The following is a 13,385-nucleotide window of genomic DNA, read 5'->3' on the forward strand; positions in this document are numbered from 1 at the left end:
CGCCATGAGTTTTATCTTCGAGTTTCTGGTCGCCTTCTTTCTGATCGTCTCGGGCATATTCGGCTTTGTCGGGTCCTTTGGAATGATCAAGCTGAAAGACCCGATGTCGCGCCTGCACGCCCCGACCAAGGCGACGACACTGGGTGTTGGTGGCGTGCTGATCGCATCAATCATCCACTCGGTTGTGATCGAAAATCACCTGTCCCTGCACGAGTTGCTGATCACCCTGTTCCTGTTCCTGACCGCACCGATCACAGCTCTGTTCATTGCCAAATGGCACATTCACCGCCATGAAAAGCCAGACGATCTGCCGGATGCGGGTGAGGACGAGCTTTGGGCCACCCACGCGGTCGAGCAGGTCGAAGACGTACCTGACCACAGCAAGACCTGAATACCATGCTCCAACCTCCGCTGCCCCTGACCCGCGATCTGGTTTTGATTGGCGGCGGCCATACGCATGCGCTAGTGCTGCGTAAATGGGGCATGAACCCGTTGCCCGGCGCGCGTTTGACCGTGATCAACCCCGGCCCCACCGCGCCCTATTCCGGCATGCTGCCGGGCTTTGTCGCCGGGCATTACGAACGCGGGGCTCTGGACATTGATCTGGTGCGGCTGGCCCGGTTTGCGGGTGCGCGGATCATTCTCGGAACGGTCGACGGGATTGATACCGACCGGCGTGAAATCCACGTTCCTGGGCACCCGCCGGTGGCGTTCGACGTCGCCTCGGTCAATGTGGGGATCACGTCCGACATGCCCTCTCTGCCGGGGTTCGCCGATCATGCGGTTCCCGCAAAGCCGCTGGGCCCGTTCGCTGCCAGATGGGCAGAGTATCTGGGCGGCAGCGGGGATGCCTCGGTCGCAGTAATCGGCGGCGGCGTCGCCGGGGTTGAACTGATCATGGCGATGGCGCACGCCTTGCGCCTCAAAGGCCGTCACGCGCAGATTACGTTGATCGACAACGCCTCGGCCCTGACTGCAACGGTCGACAAGGCGGCTGCAACCATTCGCAATGCGATGGCGGAGCTGGGCGTTGAAGTGATCGAGAACGTCAATATCGCGCGCATCGCCGAAGACCGCGTGATACTGGACAACGGCCGCGAGGTTCCGGCCGCGTTCATCACCGGGGCTGCCGGCGCCCGCCCTTATGACTGGTTGGCGAAGATGGGCGTCGATCTGCATGACGGCTATATTCGCGTGAATTCGCACCTGCAATCCAGCGATCCGGCCATCTTCGCTGCTGGTGATTGCGCCCATCTGTCGGAAAACCCAAGACCCAAGGCCGGTGTTTATGCCGTTCGCGAAGCCCCGGTTCTGTTCGACAACCTGCGGGCAGCTTTGGGCGCGGGTCGGATGCGGCGGTACAAACCGCAGACAGACTACCTGAAACTGATTTCGCTGGGCCGCAAATCTGCGCTGGCTGAACGGTTCGGCACGGCGATCAGCGGTCCGTTGATGTGGAAATGGAAAAACCACATTGATCAGGCATTCATGAACAAATTCCGGGAGCTGCCGCAGATGACCCGCCCGGCCCTGCCCCGCTTTTTTGCGGACGGGCTGGAACAGGCGCTGGGGAAAAAGCCCATGTGCGGCGGCTGCGGTGCCAAGGTCGGCCGCGGTGCGCTGCGAACCGCGCTTGACACCCTGCCAGCGCCGGATCGCACTGACATCGTGGTATTGCCGCAGGACGACGCTGCCCTTCTGATCACGGGCGCGGTTCGTCAGGTGATGACCTCGGACCATCTGCGCAGCTTCACCCATGATCCCGTTTTGATGACGCGCATCGCGGCCGTTCACGCATTGGGCGATATCTGGGCCATGGGGGCGAGCCCGCAGGCCGCGACTGCGACAATCATCCTGCCGCGCATGTCACCCGAGCTACAGCGCCGCACGATGGCTGAGATTATGGCAACCGCCAGCGAAGTCATCCGAACCGCAGGCGCCGAGATCGTCGGCGGCCACAGCTCGATGGGGGATGAGATGACCATCGGCTTTACCCTGACCGGCATATGCGAAAGGGAACCGATCACCCTGTCCGGCGCCCGACCCGGAGACGCGCTGATCCTGACCAAACCGATCGGCAGCGGTATTCTGATGGCGGCAGAAATGGCCGGCCAGGCCGATGGCGGATGGGTTGCCGATGCTTTCCGGCAGATGGTGCAGCCACAGGGCGGCGCATCGCGCATTCTGGCCGACGCCCACGCGATGACCGACGTGACCGGGTTTGGTCTGGCCGGGCATCTTGCGGGCATGTGCGAAGCGTCGGAATGCGGGGCTACACTCCAGCTCGACGCGATCCCGCTGATGGCCGGAGCATTGGATCTGAGCGCAAGCGGCGTCCGCTCGACGATATTTGACGACAACCGTGAAATCGCCCCTGAATTGCCCACCGGAGACAAGGCCGATCTGCTGTTCGATCCGCAAACTGCCGGAGGTCTGCTGGCAGCCGTCGCTGCCGACCAGGCGCGGAGGGTTTGCGAAGATTTGCGGCACGCGGGCTATCCGGCGGTCATCATAGGTTCGATCACCGACACACCCGGAATACGCATTCAAAGCTGAGCCAATATGCGTTCGATCCGTGCCGCTGTGTCGCTCAGACCCGCCGCGTCGAGCGCCGGAGCATCAATCCGGGCCAGGATATCCGCAGCCCGGTTACGGCTGGATTTGTCATAGGCCGGGTCATAATGCTGTTCCATCAATGCCCGTGTCAGCGCCTGCTTGTCCCCGGCTTCGAGCAGGGCAAGCCAGCCATCCACAACCTCATGCCCCCGGTGAAATCGCAGCGGAGACAAGCGGTCGTGCATGCGCTCGGCATCGGACAGGATGTCGTCATAGGCGCTGACCAGATAGGCCGTCCGCGCCCCGATCGGTGCATTGATCTGAATGCGCGGCGCAGCGCGCAGCGCGGTCCAGAGCGACGGCGGCAGGATCAACGAGCCGATCTTGGACAATTCCGCCTCAACCACCACCGAACGCGCCATGTCCAGATCGCAGAGCGCAGCCGCCAGCGCGGATTCAAAGGCTTTCTGACCGGGTTGTCCGCCCGGCATCTCGCCCAGCAGGGACCCGCGATGGTTGGCGATGCCTTCAAGGTCCAGCACCTGCACGCCCCGCGCATTCAGATGCGCCAGTAGATCCGTTTTGGCCGTCCCCGTATACCCATCCAACGCGATCAGCCGGTGCGGCAGAGGATCGTCATACAGATAACGGTTCACCAGCCGGCGATAGGTGCGGTATCCACCTTCGACGACCTCGGCCCGCCAGCCGATTTGTTGCAGCATCCACGTAAATGACCCCGACCGCTGTCCGCCGCGCCAGCAATATACCAATGGCTTCCAGCGGCCTTCGTGGTGCGACAGGCTGCGCTCGATGTGATTGGCGGCGTTCCGAAACACCAGCGCGGCCCCGAGTTTACGCGCCAGAAATGGGCTTTGCTGAACATAGATCGTGCCCACGCGCGCGCGTTCTTCATTGTCCAGAACCGGAAGGTTGATGGCGCCGGGCAAGTGGTCCTCGGCGAATTCAGCGGGGCTGCGCACGTCGATCACGGTATCGAAATCATGCGCATAAAGGCCGGGCAGGTCAGTGAATTTCAATGCCATGCCAGCGGTCTATCTTGCGCGGTTCGGAAAGAAAAGGCACGCCGTCAGGCTGGCGCGGGTTCGATCAGCTGCGGCCCGCTGGCCCGGTTCGAATTCACGGCCGGATCAACGCGGAAATAGTCCAGAACCTCTTCGGCACCCGGCCGCATCAGGCGCGCGGCACCTTTTCCCGTCTCACCCAGCCAGAGCGGCCAGTCATCGGGTTCGAGGATCAGGGGCATTCGGTGGTGGACGGTGCTGAGACGGGTGTTGGCAGCTGTTGTCACAATGGCGCAGGTCCCCTGCCGCGCGTCGTCCTTCCCCCAATCTTGCCAGACCCCGGCAAAGGCTATTGGCGCGCCATCCTTGCGATGGATATACCAGGGCAGCCGAGTGCCCTGTTCCGTCTTGGTCCATTCATAGAAACCGGTGGCGACGATCAGGCACCGCCGTTCGCGACAGGCGGCGCGGAACGCAGGCTTGTCAGCCAGCGTTTCGGCCCGCGCATTGATCAGCAGCGGCCCGGCCGTTTCGGATTTGTACCAATGGGGCAAGAACCCCCAACGCAGCGAGTCCAGCCTGCGCCCGCCCTCTCCCGCGCGCACTGCATGGACCTGATTGGTCGGACAGACGTTGAAGTTTGGAACCGAAGGCAAAGTATTCGCGGGTCGTGCCGAAAACAGCTGCGCCATGGCGTCATTGGGAAGAGTTATTGCAAACCGTCCACACATGGGTAATGAACCATCACTAATCGTTTCATACAGGCACAGGGTCTTACGAGGTCACATGCAGAATCAAACAGCGAAAACCCTCAAAGGCAAGGCGGTGGCTGCTCTGGATGCGGGCAAGCTGCAGCAGGCGCTGAAAAAGGCCCAGATTGGCATCAAGAAATTCCCCGGCGACTCGGATTTCCACGCCATTTCGGGGTTCGTCCTGACCGAGATGAAACAGTACAAGAAATCTATCCCGCATTTTGTCGAAGCTTCGCGGATGAAACCGGACGATCCGCAATTCGTGGAAAATCTTGCGAACGCGCTGATGCAAACCGGGCAGATCGCCAAGGCGCTGGATTACACAGAACAAAACCTGGAGAAGTTCCCAAATAACAAAGAGCTGAATCGGGTTCTGGACGAGATCCACCTAAAGGGCAGCAACTGGCGAACGATTGTTGACCATGCGTCCAAAAAGCTAGTCAATGACCCGGACAACGTCAGCCTGTTGTCCAAAAGGGCACAAGCTTTCGGGAAAATCGGCTTCGTTGAAGAAAATTCGCGGGACATTAACCGTGCGTATGAACTCGATCCGGGCAACGAAAAGATCGCCTTTCAGAAGGCGGTAAACCTGCATCAGGGTGGCGACAAACCGGGGTCAGCAGCTATTCTGAAAACTATTCTGGCCGAAAACCCGCAACACGTGTCTTCGCTGTTGCAAATGTCGACCATGACAAACGCCGAAGACGCGGCGAAGCTGATGGACGCTGTCGATGTTGCAATATCAAACAGCGATCAGGAATTTTCTGAACTTGCGTTTGCCAAGGCCCATCTGATTTCGAAAATCGACGGGCTGATTGCAGCGATGCCGCAGTTTGCCCACGCCAATGCGCTGCAGCACGAATCCAACCCGTATAACTTCGAGGACGAAGAGGAAAAGCTGCTTCGGATAACTGGCCTTTTCCCTGCTGAAACGGAACTTGCCGGTTCCGATGCAGTCGAAACGCCGGTGCCGATATTCGTTCTGGGGCAACCCCGATCCGGGACGACTTTGATGGAAATGATGCTCAGCTCGGCTCCGGGCATTGCTGGTTGTGGAGAGCTGACACTGGGCGCTGACCTGTCACGTAAAATCGAAAAAGATCACCAGGAATTTGACGCGGCACACGCCACTGAATTCGCACAAGAATTCCGCAAGTTTATGCCTCCGATCCCCGAAGGCTCTGTCGCCTTCGTCGATAAGATGCCGCATAATTATCAGCGCGTGGGCTTCCTGCTGTCGGCATTCCCCAATGCCAAGGTTATCAACATGCTGCGTGATCCCCGGGATGTCGGGTTGTCTAAATGGATCAGACGGTTCCCTGCGGGTGGGATGCGCTATGCGTCGAACCTCAAGGCAATTGCCCACTCGGCGAATATGTACCGCCGCTACATGGCCCATTGGGATGCCGTGTTCGGCGACAAGATCCTGACGATCCCCTACGAAGATCTGGTCGCTGACCCCAAAACCTATAGCCAGAAGGTGGCGGCATTCTGCGACATCGGGTGGAGCGAGACCATGATGCACCCCGAAAAAAACACCAAGCAGGTCAGAACTGCCAGTATCGATCAGGTGCGAAAGAAAATCTCAACCAAGTCCATCGGCGGGTGGCAGAGTGTGTCCGAACATATTCAGCCCATGCTGGAAGGGTTCGACCCGGCGCTGTGGCCGGAATATGATCTGGGCTAATTGATCCCATTAAAAAAGGCCGCATCACCCGACGCGGCCTTTCCTATTCAGTACAGAGTTACTTCTGCTTGATGCGACCGTCCAGGTACGGCTGGTACGGCGCGTTTGCAGCAAGATATTCCGCCGTCACATCGGCCAGATCCGGGCCGAAATCATAGGCGTTCTTGTCGTCCCCTTCGAACATGCTGTACCCGTCACCACCGTTGCGGACGTAATTGTTCGTGACAACAAGGTATGTGGCCGCGGGATCAATCGGAGCAAAGCCGTCGCCGTCCGCAACCATGACCTCGGACACGCGCCCTTCATTCGGTGCGACTGCGGGGTCCCAGGTAAAGGTCAGGCCGGCGACCTGCGGAAAGCGCCCTTTGACCTCTTCCACCTGACTGACACCGTTTTCCAGCGCGTCTATGACGCCCTGTCCGCTGATCTCGAAGGTGGACAGGGTGTTCTGGAACGGCAGAACCGTCAGCACCTCACCCATCGTCACGTCGCCCGGATCAATGGAAGCCCGCAAGCCACCCGAGTTTGCAATGGCGATTTTGACGCCCTGATCCGCAACCCGCGCCAGCATTGCGTCGGCTACCAGATTGCCCATCTCACATTCCTGCACACGACAGATCGAGCGGTCGCCTTCGATGGCACCGGCAGCGTTTGCGACGACTTTGTTACGGATCTCGTCCAGAGGAACCGCCAGTTCCGCGATGCGGTCCAGTGCAGCCTGATCTTCGGTCACCGTGTTGTCCATGATCAGCGGTTCGCCCGCTGCCGAGACCACGTTGCCATCGTCGTCAAAGGTCACGTTCAGTTCACCGAGGAACTTGCCATAGGCATACGCCTGAACGATCTGAACGCCGTTGACCACGGTCGGGTAAGGTCCCGCCGCCTTGTCCGACACGTTGGACAGATAGGTATTCGAATGGCCGCCGACGATGACATCCACGCCGGTGGTTTCCTGCGCAACGCGCTGATCGACGCCATAGCCGGAATGGCTGAGCACGATGATCTTGTTCACACCTTCGCCCGTCAGCCTGTCAACCTCGGCCTGAACCGCCGGAACGGGGTCCGAGAACGTGATGTTCGGCCCGGGCGAGGCCAGTTCATGCGTATCTTCCGGGGTCAGTCCGATCAGGCCGATCTTTTCGCCGCCCACCTCGATAACTGTCGATTTCTTGATCTTGTCGGTCAGCAATTCTTCGTCGGCGATATCGGCATTCGACATCAGAACAGGGAAATCCACGGAATCGATAAAACCACGCAGAACCTCGGGGCCATCGTCGAATTCGTGGTTTCCGACGGTCATTGCGTCATAGCCCAGCTTGTTCATGAACTCAGCCGCGACTTTACCTTTGTAATAGGTATAGAACAGCGAGCCCTGGAACTGGTCTCCGCCATCCACGAGGATCGAGTTTTCGGCGCGACCGCGCGCCTCGTTCACGGCTGTGACCAGGCGGGCCGACCCGCCGAAACACTTGCCTTCGGCGTTGTCCTCGGCGTTGCAACCGCTGTCGTATTTGTTGATCGGCTCAAAACGCGCGTGGAAATCGTTGGTGTGCAGAATGGTCAGCTTGTACTCGGCTGCTGCCATCCCGGCAGTCAGGCCAAGAACGGCCGCAGAAGCCAGTAAACGGGTGAACATAGTTAAACTCCCTTTGTTATTTTGCGCGATGTTGCGCCGTAGAATGCCGAGAGTCAAAGGGGGAAATCCGTCTTGATTCCGCCGGTCGCGCAGGGCATCACGGCCTTATGCTGATTTACAAGATTTTCCGGGCAGAGGAGTGGGCCACGTTGCAAGCCCAAGGCGCGTCGGACGGGGCACCCATTGACGTGGCGGACGGCTATGTTCATTTCTCGACGGCGGCCCAAGCTGCTGAAACCGCGGCCAAACATTTTGCGGGCATCGACGGGCTGACGCTGTTGGCCTGCGATGCGGACGCCATGGGCAACGACCTGAAATGGGAAATTTCGCGCGGGGGCGCAAAATTTCCGCATCTCTATCGCCAAATCCGCATGGCTGATGTGGTGTGGTCGCGCCCTTTGCCCTTTGACGGCGAAGCGCACCAATTCCCCAAGGAGATGGAATGACCACCTTCATCGACCCGGATCGCACGCAGTTCGAGGCGTTCAAGGCGCTGGACCGCGACCATCCGATCGAAATGCTGAATTTGGTGCGATTCCGCGCCTCGGCCGCCTATCCCGCCGGGCACGAACTGGCCGGTGCGGGGCTGACAGGCGCGCAGGCTTATCGCAACTATGGAACCCAGACCGCGCCGATCATCGCCCGAATTGGTGCGTCCATTCTGTGGCGCGGCGCGTTTCAGGCCACGCTGATCGGTCCGCAGGAGGAAACATGGGACGCGGTCTTCATCGCCCGCTATCCAACTGCACATGCGTTTCTTGAGATGGTCACGGACCCTGAATACCAACAAGCGGTCGTGCACCGTCAGGCCGCGGTGGAAACCTCACGCCTGATCCGATGCGCCCCGGCTGAGGGCAGTGAGGCGTTCGGATGAAACTGACGGAAAAACTGGGGCTGGCCGTCCTGCACCGGATGGACCCGGAAACCGCCCATGGCATGTCGATCAAGGCATTGAAAGCCGGGCTGACCTCGGCACCGGGGCCGGTTACGTCGCCCAGACTGCGGACCCGCCTTGCGGGCATTGACCTGCCAAACCCGGTGGGGCTGGCCGCAGGCTTTGACAAGAACGCCGAGGTCCTGACTCCACTGTCGCGCGCCGGCTTCGGCTTTATCGAGGTCGGTGCCGTCACGCCGCGCCCGCAGCCCGGCAATCCCAAGCCCCGGCTGTTTCGCCTGACCGAAGATCGGGCGGCGATCAATCGCTTTGGCTTCAACAACGAAGGTATGGAGGTCATGGCCCGGCGTCTGGCCAACCGCCCGAAGAACGCGGTGATCGGCCTGAACCTTGGCGCCAACAAGGACAGCGACGATCGCCCCGGTGATTTCGCCAAAGTGCTGGCGCATTGCGCCGCGCATCTGGATTTCGCGACCGTCAATGTCTCGTCCCCCAATACCGAAAAACTGCGGGATTTGCAGGGCAAGGCCGCCCTTGGTGCGCTGCTGTCCGGCGTGATCGAAACCCGGGACGCGTTGCCCCGTCACCTGCCCGTTTTCCTGAAAATCGCCCCCGACCTGACCGAGGCCGAGTTGCAGGATATTGCCGACGTGGCCGCCGAAACCGGCGTGGATGCGGTGATTGCCACCAACACCACCCTGTCCCGCGACGGTTTGCGCAGCCCCCACAAGGACGAAACCGGCGGCTTGTCAGGCGCGCCTTTGTTCGAAAAATCGACGCGCGTTCTGGCCCGCCTCAGCCAGTTGACCGACGGGAAGATGCCCCTGATCGGCGTTGGCGGTGTCAGCACCGCCCAGCAGGCCTATGCCAAGATCTGCGCCGGGGCATCCGCAGTGCAGCTTTACACCGCAATGGTCTACGGTGGGATATCTCTGGCGGCAGAGATAGCGCGCGGGCTGGATGAGTTGCTGGCGCGGGATGGGTTTAACTCAGTCGCGCAAGCCGTTGGAAGTAAACGAGAGGACTGGCTGTGATCGAATATTGGCACAACCCGCGTTGTTCGAAATCCCGCGCCGGGCTGGCACTGCTTGAAGACAGCGGTTCGCAAGTCGGGATACGCAAATATCTGGAAGATGCGCCCTCGGTCGATGAATTGCGTGCGGTGCGTGACAAGCTGGGCCTAAAGACCATCGAGATGATGCGCACCGGCGAAAAAGTGTTCAAGGAACTGGGCCTGAGCAAAACCATGCCCGAGGAGGATCTGATCCGCGCCATGGCCGGGAATCCGATCCTGATCGAACGCCCGCTGGCGATTGCCGGTGACAAGGCTGCCATCGGGCGCCCGCCGGAAAACCTGCTGACGCTGCTTTAGGCGATCTGCGCCTCAAGCCTCGGGTATCGCCACCCCAACGTGACGCCACGCGCGATGTTCAGCACCATCAGCGCAGCCCACAATCCGTGATTTCCCAGCGTCGGTACCAGAATGAAAAGCGCCACCACGTAAATCGCGACCGACTGGATCATCGCGCTGCGCATCGCGCGTGTCCAGGTGGCGCCGATGTAGATTCCGTCGAACATCCAGCTTGCCACGCCAATCGCCGGGGCCAGCGCCGCCCAGATCAGGTATTCTCGTGCGGCGATCCGCACTTCGGGCGAGGTGGACATCAGGTCGATCAAGGCCGGACCGGCCAGATAGAACACGATCCCCAGTGCAAAAGCGCCGCCTACGCCCCATTGGGACGCCATGATGGACGCGCGCCGAACCTGATGTCGATCCCGTGCGCCCACGGCGCTGCCCACCAGTGCTTCGGCTGAAAAGGCGAACCCGTCCAGGGCGAACGCGGTGATTTCAAGGAATTGCAGCAACACCTGATTGGCGGCAAGGTTCACATCGCCCAGATCCGAGCCGACAAAAAGAAACGTGGTGAACGCCCCGGTCAGCAGGACCGAGCGGATCATGATATCCCCGTTCACCTGCATCATCCGTCGCAACCGGGCCGCATCGAATATCCGGGGCCAGTCGCGCCACTGATTGCCGCCAAACGCGGCCCGGCACAGCCACAGGCCCAGCGCCAGCCCGGTCCATTCGGCAATCAGCGTGGCGATGGCAACGCCCTCCACCCCCCAGCCGAAGCCGAGCACGAACCACAGGTCCAACACGATGTTCAGCCCGTTCATCCAGACCTGCAGCACAAACACGCCACGCGTCCGTTCAACCGCGATCAGCCAGCCCGTCACCGCATAAAGCGCGATCGTCGCAGGAGCCCCCCAGATACGGATTTGCAGGTAATCCCGCGTCAGCGCCTCGACCTCGGGGCTGGCGGGCGACAGCGCAAAGGCCCCCCAGAACAGCCAGACCTGGGTCAGGATAAAGAACAGGCCCGCCGCACCGCCCAGCAGCACGCCGCGCATCAGCAATGCCCCGGTTTCCGCCGTGTCCCCGGCCCCGCGCGCCTGCGCCGCAAGCCCGGTGGTTCCCATGCGCAGAAAGCCGAAGATCCAATAGATCGTCGCCAGAATGACGGCGCCCATTCCCACCGCCCCAATCGGGGCGGCCTGCCCCATCTGTCCGACCACGCCGGTATCGACGGCCCCCAGAATTGGCACCGTGGCGTTGGACAGCACGATCGGAACCGCAATCTTCAACACCCGTTTATGCGTAAGGGGTGCCGTGGCCTGCTGCATGGCGGCTTACTTCTGTTCAGGCTTGGGTTGCGGCATCAGGAAATGGCCGGTTGCCTGCGCATAGGGACGCAAATGATGATCCTGCCACGCTTCGACACGCACCGAGGCATAGCGACGTCCCGACCGGCTTATGAAAGCCCGGGCATAGGCGTCACGGGGCAGCCCGGACCGCAGATAATCGACTGTAAAGTCGACGGTTTTCGGGAACCGGATCGATTCATCTCCGGCGATTGTATCAGCATCGATCTCACCGCTTTCGATACCGGGAAAGAAGTATTCCCAACTTAGCGTGATGACGGCCGTGACTTCCAGAAAAGCCGCCGTCACGCCACCGTGCAGCGCAGGCAGCAGCGGGTTTCCGATCAGCTTTTCGTCGAAGTTCAATACGCCGGTCAGCTCGTCGCCGCGCCGGTCGAAACCGATGTTGAGAAACCGGATATACGGCACGCCTTCGACGATGGCCTTCAGGGCCGCATCGCGGCGTTGTTTGACCACCTGCATGGGTTCGGGACGGGGACGCGCCATTACAGACCCTCCACCGTGAAGGACCCCGATGCCGTTGCGACCGGCAGATCCTGATCCTCGTCCATCGCGGTGGCGCGGACAAAGGCGACGTTGCGGGTGATGTGATAGCAGGTTGCGTGGGTCGTGATGCTCTGACCCGGGGTGGCTGCGCGCATATAATCAATTCTCAGGTCTATCGTGGCGGTTCCGCCGGGGGCGGACGGGTGGCTCATGACCGCAGCGCCGCAGCAGGTGTCCAGCACGGCAAAAACCGCCCCGCCATGAATCACCCCGGTTCTGGGATCGCCAACCAGATCCTTGCTGTAAGGCATGGTGATTCCTGCCTCTCCATTGCCGATTGCCGTCAGTTTCATACCAAGCGCCCGGGCATGCGGAATCGCTTCGATGAACTGGCGCGCAATAGATGCTTTGTCGACCATGTGCCTGTGTCCCTTCAATTTATCCCTTTATGAGCCTGTGGCCCGCAAAAGAGCAAGCCCACCTGTTGCGCTTGCTAAAGACAAGCCATAGGCTGTTTCAGAGGAGAACAGGAATGTCCGACAATCGTTTGTCATTCAAAGAGATGTGCGCCGAGTTCGACGTGACTCCACGCACCCTGCGCTACTATGAATACATCGAATTGCTGCAACCTGACCGGGAAGGCCGGTCGCGGTTTTACGGCCCACGCGAGTGTGCGCGGATGACCCTGATCATGCGCGGCCGCAAATACGGATTCCCCCTTGAGGACATCCGGCAGTGGCTGCTGATCTACGAAGATCAGGGCAATCAGGCCCAGATGGCCGCCTTTGTCGAACTGGCCGATCAGCAGATGATCGAGTTGCACAAGCAAAGGCAGCAACTGGACGAAGCGATCGAAGCGCTACAGAAAATGCGCGACCAGACCGCCAAGTCCCTGACCTGACTCACAGGCAGGACCAGTAATCAGTTTTCTGTTCGTTCAGCGCCGTTGATGCGTGTTGGTGTTCCGTACTTGGCCGCTGCGCTGCGGAACGACAAGCGCCTTTCCCGGGGCGCGTGGCCAAAGTTCCGTTGCGTTACGCCCGAAAATGTCAGCAGGCGGCACCTTGACGCGAGCGGATGTTACGTCAACTTATTTGTGACGTAGCGTTTGCATTACGTGAACGTCATCTCCGTGTTGTAACGTGCGCATCGACTGCGCAACTGACTTATCTAGACGCCAGTGACGAGAGTGCTGAAACCATGACCGAAGACCTGATGACCATACGTGAAATGTGCGAGACATATGATGTCACGCCACGCACATTGCGGTTTTACGAGGCAAAGGAACTTTTGTTTCCGATCCGCGAGGGACAAAAGCGTTTGTTCACCAAACGCGACCGGGCGCGGTTGAAACTGATCCTGCGCGGCAAGCGCTTCGGGTTCAGCCTGGAAGAGATTCGGCAATTGCTGGATCTGTACCACGTCGGCGACCAGCAGATGACGCAGATGACCCGCACGTTTGAAATCGCGCGGGAACGTCTGGCCGACATGGAAGCCCGGCGCGAGGAACTGACCCAGGCGATTGACGACCTGCAGGAACAGTTGCGCTGGGGCGAGAAAGTCATCGCCTCGATGAAACACGAGAAAAAGGCCGCCGAATAACCCTGGCGGCTCAATCCCCGGACAT

15 protein-coding genes are annotated in these 13,385 nt (G+C 60.3%); 9 read left to right on the forward strand and 6 right to left on the reverse strand.

The annotated features are described in order from the left end of the window. The first annotated feature begins 4 nt into the window (after positions 1-4). Together ACXAC3_RS15915 and selD are read left to right on the forward strand one after the other, a co-directional pair. Positions 5-391: a Na+/H+ antiporter subunit G gene (locus tag ACXAC3_RS15915; RefSeq protein ID WP_475162158.1), complete on the forward strand. Its 387-nt coding sequence runs from the start codon at positions 5-7 to the stop codon at positions 389-391. 5 nt (positions 392-396) lie between these two features. Beyond that, positions 397-2,556, forward strand: coding sequence for a selenide, water dikinase SelD (selD, locus tag ACXAC3_RS15920; RefSeq protein WP_475162159.1), 2,160 nt, complete (start codon positions 397-399; stop codon positions 2,554-2,556). On the opposite strand, the gene mnmH is transcribed toward selD, so the two are convergent. Next, entirely contained in the window at positions 2,547-3,599 is a 1,053-nt protein-coding gene (gene mnmH / locus ACXAC3_RS15925) for a tRNA 2-selenouridine(34) synthase MnmH (RefSeq protein ID WP_475162160.1), read from the reverse strand. The genes selD and mnmH overlap by 10 nt on opposite strands. Before the next feature lie 44 nt (positions 3,600-3,643). Next, positions 3,644-4,309 (reverse strand): SOS response-associated peptidase, encoded by a 666-nt coding sequence (locus ACXAC3_RS15930; protein ID WP_475162162.1) that lies wholly within the window; start codon positions 4,307-4,309, stop codon positions 3,644-3,646. Positions 4,310-4,364: 55 nt separating this feature from the next. Here ACXAC3_RS15930 and ACXAC3_RS15935 point away from each other — a divergent pair, with 55 nt between their 5' ends. Further along, the gene (locus ACXAC3_RS15935) at positions 4,365-6,017 is read left to right on the forward strand and encodes a tetratricopeptide repeat-containing sulfotransferase family protein (RefSeq protein ID WP_475162164.1); all 1,653 of its coding nucleotides are present in this window, start codon (positions 4,365-4,367) and stop codon (positions 6,015-6,017) included. Between the two features lie 58 nt (positions 6,018-6,075). Here the strand turns inward: ACXAC3_RS15935 and ACXAC3_RS15940 are convergent, their stop codons facing one another. Further along, entirely contained in the window at positions 6,076-7,653 is a 1,578-nt protein-coding gene (locus tag ACXAC3_RS15940) for a bifunctional metallophosphatase/5'-nucleotidase (RefSeq protein ID WP_475162166.1), read from the reverse strand. Positions 7,654-7,760: 107 nt separating this feature from the next. On the opposite strand from ACXAC3_RS15940, the gene ACXAC3_RS15945 reads away from it, so the two are divergent. Genes ACXAC3_RS15945 through arsC form a run of 4 tightly spaced genes read left to right on the forward strand, consistent with a single transcriptional unit; the run spans position 7,761 to position 9,920 of the window. Further along, positions 7,761-8,099 carry a DUF952 domain-containing protein gene (locus ACXAC3_RS15945; protein ID WP_475162168.1) on the forward strand — a complete coding sequence of 113 codons (339 nt, stop codon included), beginning with the start codon at positions 7,761-7,763 and terminating at the stop codon, positions 8,097-8,099. Next, the gene (locus tag ACXAC3_RS15950) at positions 8,096-8,527 is read left to right on the forward strand and encodes a DUF1330 domain-containing protein (protein WP_475162172.1); all 432 of its coding nucleotides are present in this window, start codon (positions 8,096-8,098) and stop codon (positions 8,525-8,527) included. Before ACXAC3_RS15945 ends, ACXAC3_RS15950 begins: the two co-directional genes overlap by 4 nt. Next, on the forward strand, positions 8,524-9,582 hold the full coding sequence (locus tag ACXAC3_RS15955; protein WP_475162174.1) for a quinone-dependent dihydroorotate dehydrogenase: 1,059 nt from the start codon (positions 8,524-8,526) through the stop codon (positions 9,580-9,582). Before ACXAC3_RS15950 ends, ACXAC3_RS15955 begins: the two co-directional genes overlap by 4 nt. After that, positions 9,579-9,920, forward strand: a complete 342-nt coding sequence (gene arsC, locus ACXAC3_RS15960; RefSeq protein ID WP_475162175.1) for an arsenate reductase (glutaredoxin) — start codon at positions 9,579-9,581, stop codon at positions 9,918-9,920. The genes ACXAC3_RS15955 and arsC overlap by 4 nt, the downstream gene beginning before the upstream one ends. Here the strand turns inward: arsC and ACXAC3_RS15965 are convergent. From ACXAC3_RS15965 to ACXAC3_RS15975, 3 genes are read right to left on the reverse strand one after another with little or no spacing between them, the layout of a single operon-like run. Further along, the gene (locus ACXAC3_RS15965) at positions 9,917-11,233 is read right to left on the reverse strand and encodes an MATE family efflux transporter (RefSeq protein WP_475162177.1); all 1,317 of its coding nucleotides are present in this window, start codon (positions 11,231-11,233) and stop codon (positions 9,917-9,919) included. The genes arsC and ACXAC3_RS15965 overlap by 4 nt on opposite strands. Before the next feature lie 6 nt (positions 11,234-11,239). Next, positions 11,240-11,758 (reverse strand): PaaI family thioesterase, encoded by a 519-nt coding sequence (locus tag ACXAC3_RS15970; protein WP_475162179.1) that lies wholly within the window; start codon positions 11,756-11,758, stop codon positions 11,240-11,242. Beyond that, positions 11,758-12,177, reverse strand: a complete 420-nt coding sequence (locus ACXAC3_RS15975) for a PaaI family thioesterase (RefSeq protein ID WP_475162180.1) — start codon at positions 12,175-12,177, stop codon at positions 11,758-11,760. Before ACXAC3_RS15975 ends, ACXAC3_RS15970 begins: the two co-directional genes overlap by 1 nt. Positions 12,178-12,290: 113 nt before the next feature. Here ACXAC3_RS15975 and ACXAC3_RS15980 point away from each other — a divergent pair, with 113 nt between their 5' ends. Together ACXAC3_RS15980 and ACXAC3_RS15985 are read left to right on the forward strand one after the other, a co-directional pair. Further along, on the forward strand, positions 12,291-12,659 hold the full coding sequence (locus ACXAC3_RS15980; protein WP_475162182.1) for a MerR family transcriptional regulator: 369 nt from the start codon (positions 12,291-12,293) through the stop codon (positions 12,657-12,659). Between the two features lie 299 nt (positions 12,660-12,958). Further along, positions 12,959-13,360 (forward strand): MerR family transcriptional regulator, encoded by a 402-nt coding sequence (locus ACXAC3_RS15985; RefSeq protein ID WP_475162184.1) that lies wholly within the window; start codon positions 12,959-12,961, stop codon positions 13,358-13,360. Positions 13,361-13,385 lie beyond the last annotated feature (25 nt).

It is taken from the genome of Ruegeria sp. ABV4_181, from assembly GCF_056158465.1.

Bases quoted from the DNA above. Each gene is read 5' to 3' on its own strand.
- ACXAC3_RS15980 (WP_475162182.1), top strand. From the start codon at position 12,291: ATGTCCGACAATCGTTTGTCATTCAAAGAGATGTGCGCCGAGTTCGAC.
- ACXAC3_RS15930 (WP_475162162.1), bottom strand. From the start codon at position 4,309: ATGTGTGGACGGTTTGCAATAACTCTTCCCAATGACGCCATGGCGCAG.
- ACXAC3_RS15970 (WP_475162179.1), bottom strand. From the start codon at position 11,758: ATGGCGCGTCCCCGTCCCGAACCCATGCAGGTGGTCAAACAACGCCGC.
- ACXAC3_RS15975 (WP_475162180.1), bottom strand. From the start codon at position 12,177: ATGGTCGACAAAGCATCTATTGCGCGCCAGTTCATCGAAGCGATTCCG.
- selD (WP_475162159.1), top strand. From the start codon at position 397: ATGCTCCAACCTCCGCTGCCCCTGACCCGCGATCTGGTTTTGATTGGC.
- ACXAC3_RS15935 (WP_475162164.1), top strand. From the start codon at position 4,365: ATGCAGAATCAAACAGCGAAAACCCTCAAAGGCAAGGCGGTGGCTGCT.
- ACXAC3_RS15985 (WP_475162184.1), top strand. From the start codon at position 12,959: ATGACCGAAGACCTGATGACCATACGTGAAATGTGCGAGACATATGAT.
- ACXAC3_RS15915 (WP_475162158.1), top strand. From the start codon at position 5: ATGAGTTTTATCTTCGAGTTTCTGGTCGCCTTCTTTCTGATCGTCTCG.
- ACXAC3_RS15940 (WP_475162166.1), bottom strand. From the start codon at position 7,653: ATGTTCACCCGTTTACTGGCTTCTGCGGCCGTTCTTGGCCTGACTGCC.
- ACXAC3_RS15950 (WP_475162172.1), top strand. From the start codon at position 8,096: ATGACCACCTTCATCGACCCGGATCGCACGCAGTTCGAGGCGTTCAAG.
- ACXAC3_RS15945 (WP_475162168.1), top strand. From the start codon at position 7,761: ATGCTGATTTACAAGATTTTCCGGGCAGAGGAGTGGGCCACGTTGCAA.
- ACXAC3_RS15965 (WP_475162177.1), bottom strand. From the start codon at position 11,233: ATGCAGCAGGCCACGGCACCCCTTACGCATAAACGGGTGTTGAAGATT.
- mnmH (WP_475162160.1), bottom strand. From the start codon at position 3,599: ATGGCATTGAAATTCACTGACCTGCCCGGCCTTTATGCGCATGATTTC.
- ACXAC3_RS15955 (WP_475162174.1), top strand. From the start codon at position 8,524: ATGAAACTGACGGAAAAACTGGGGCTGGCCGTCCTGCACCGGATGGAC.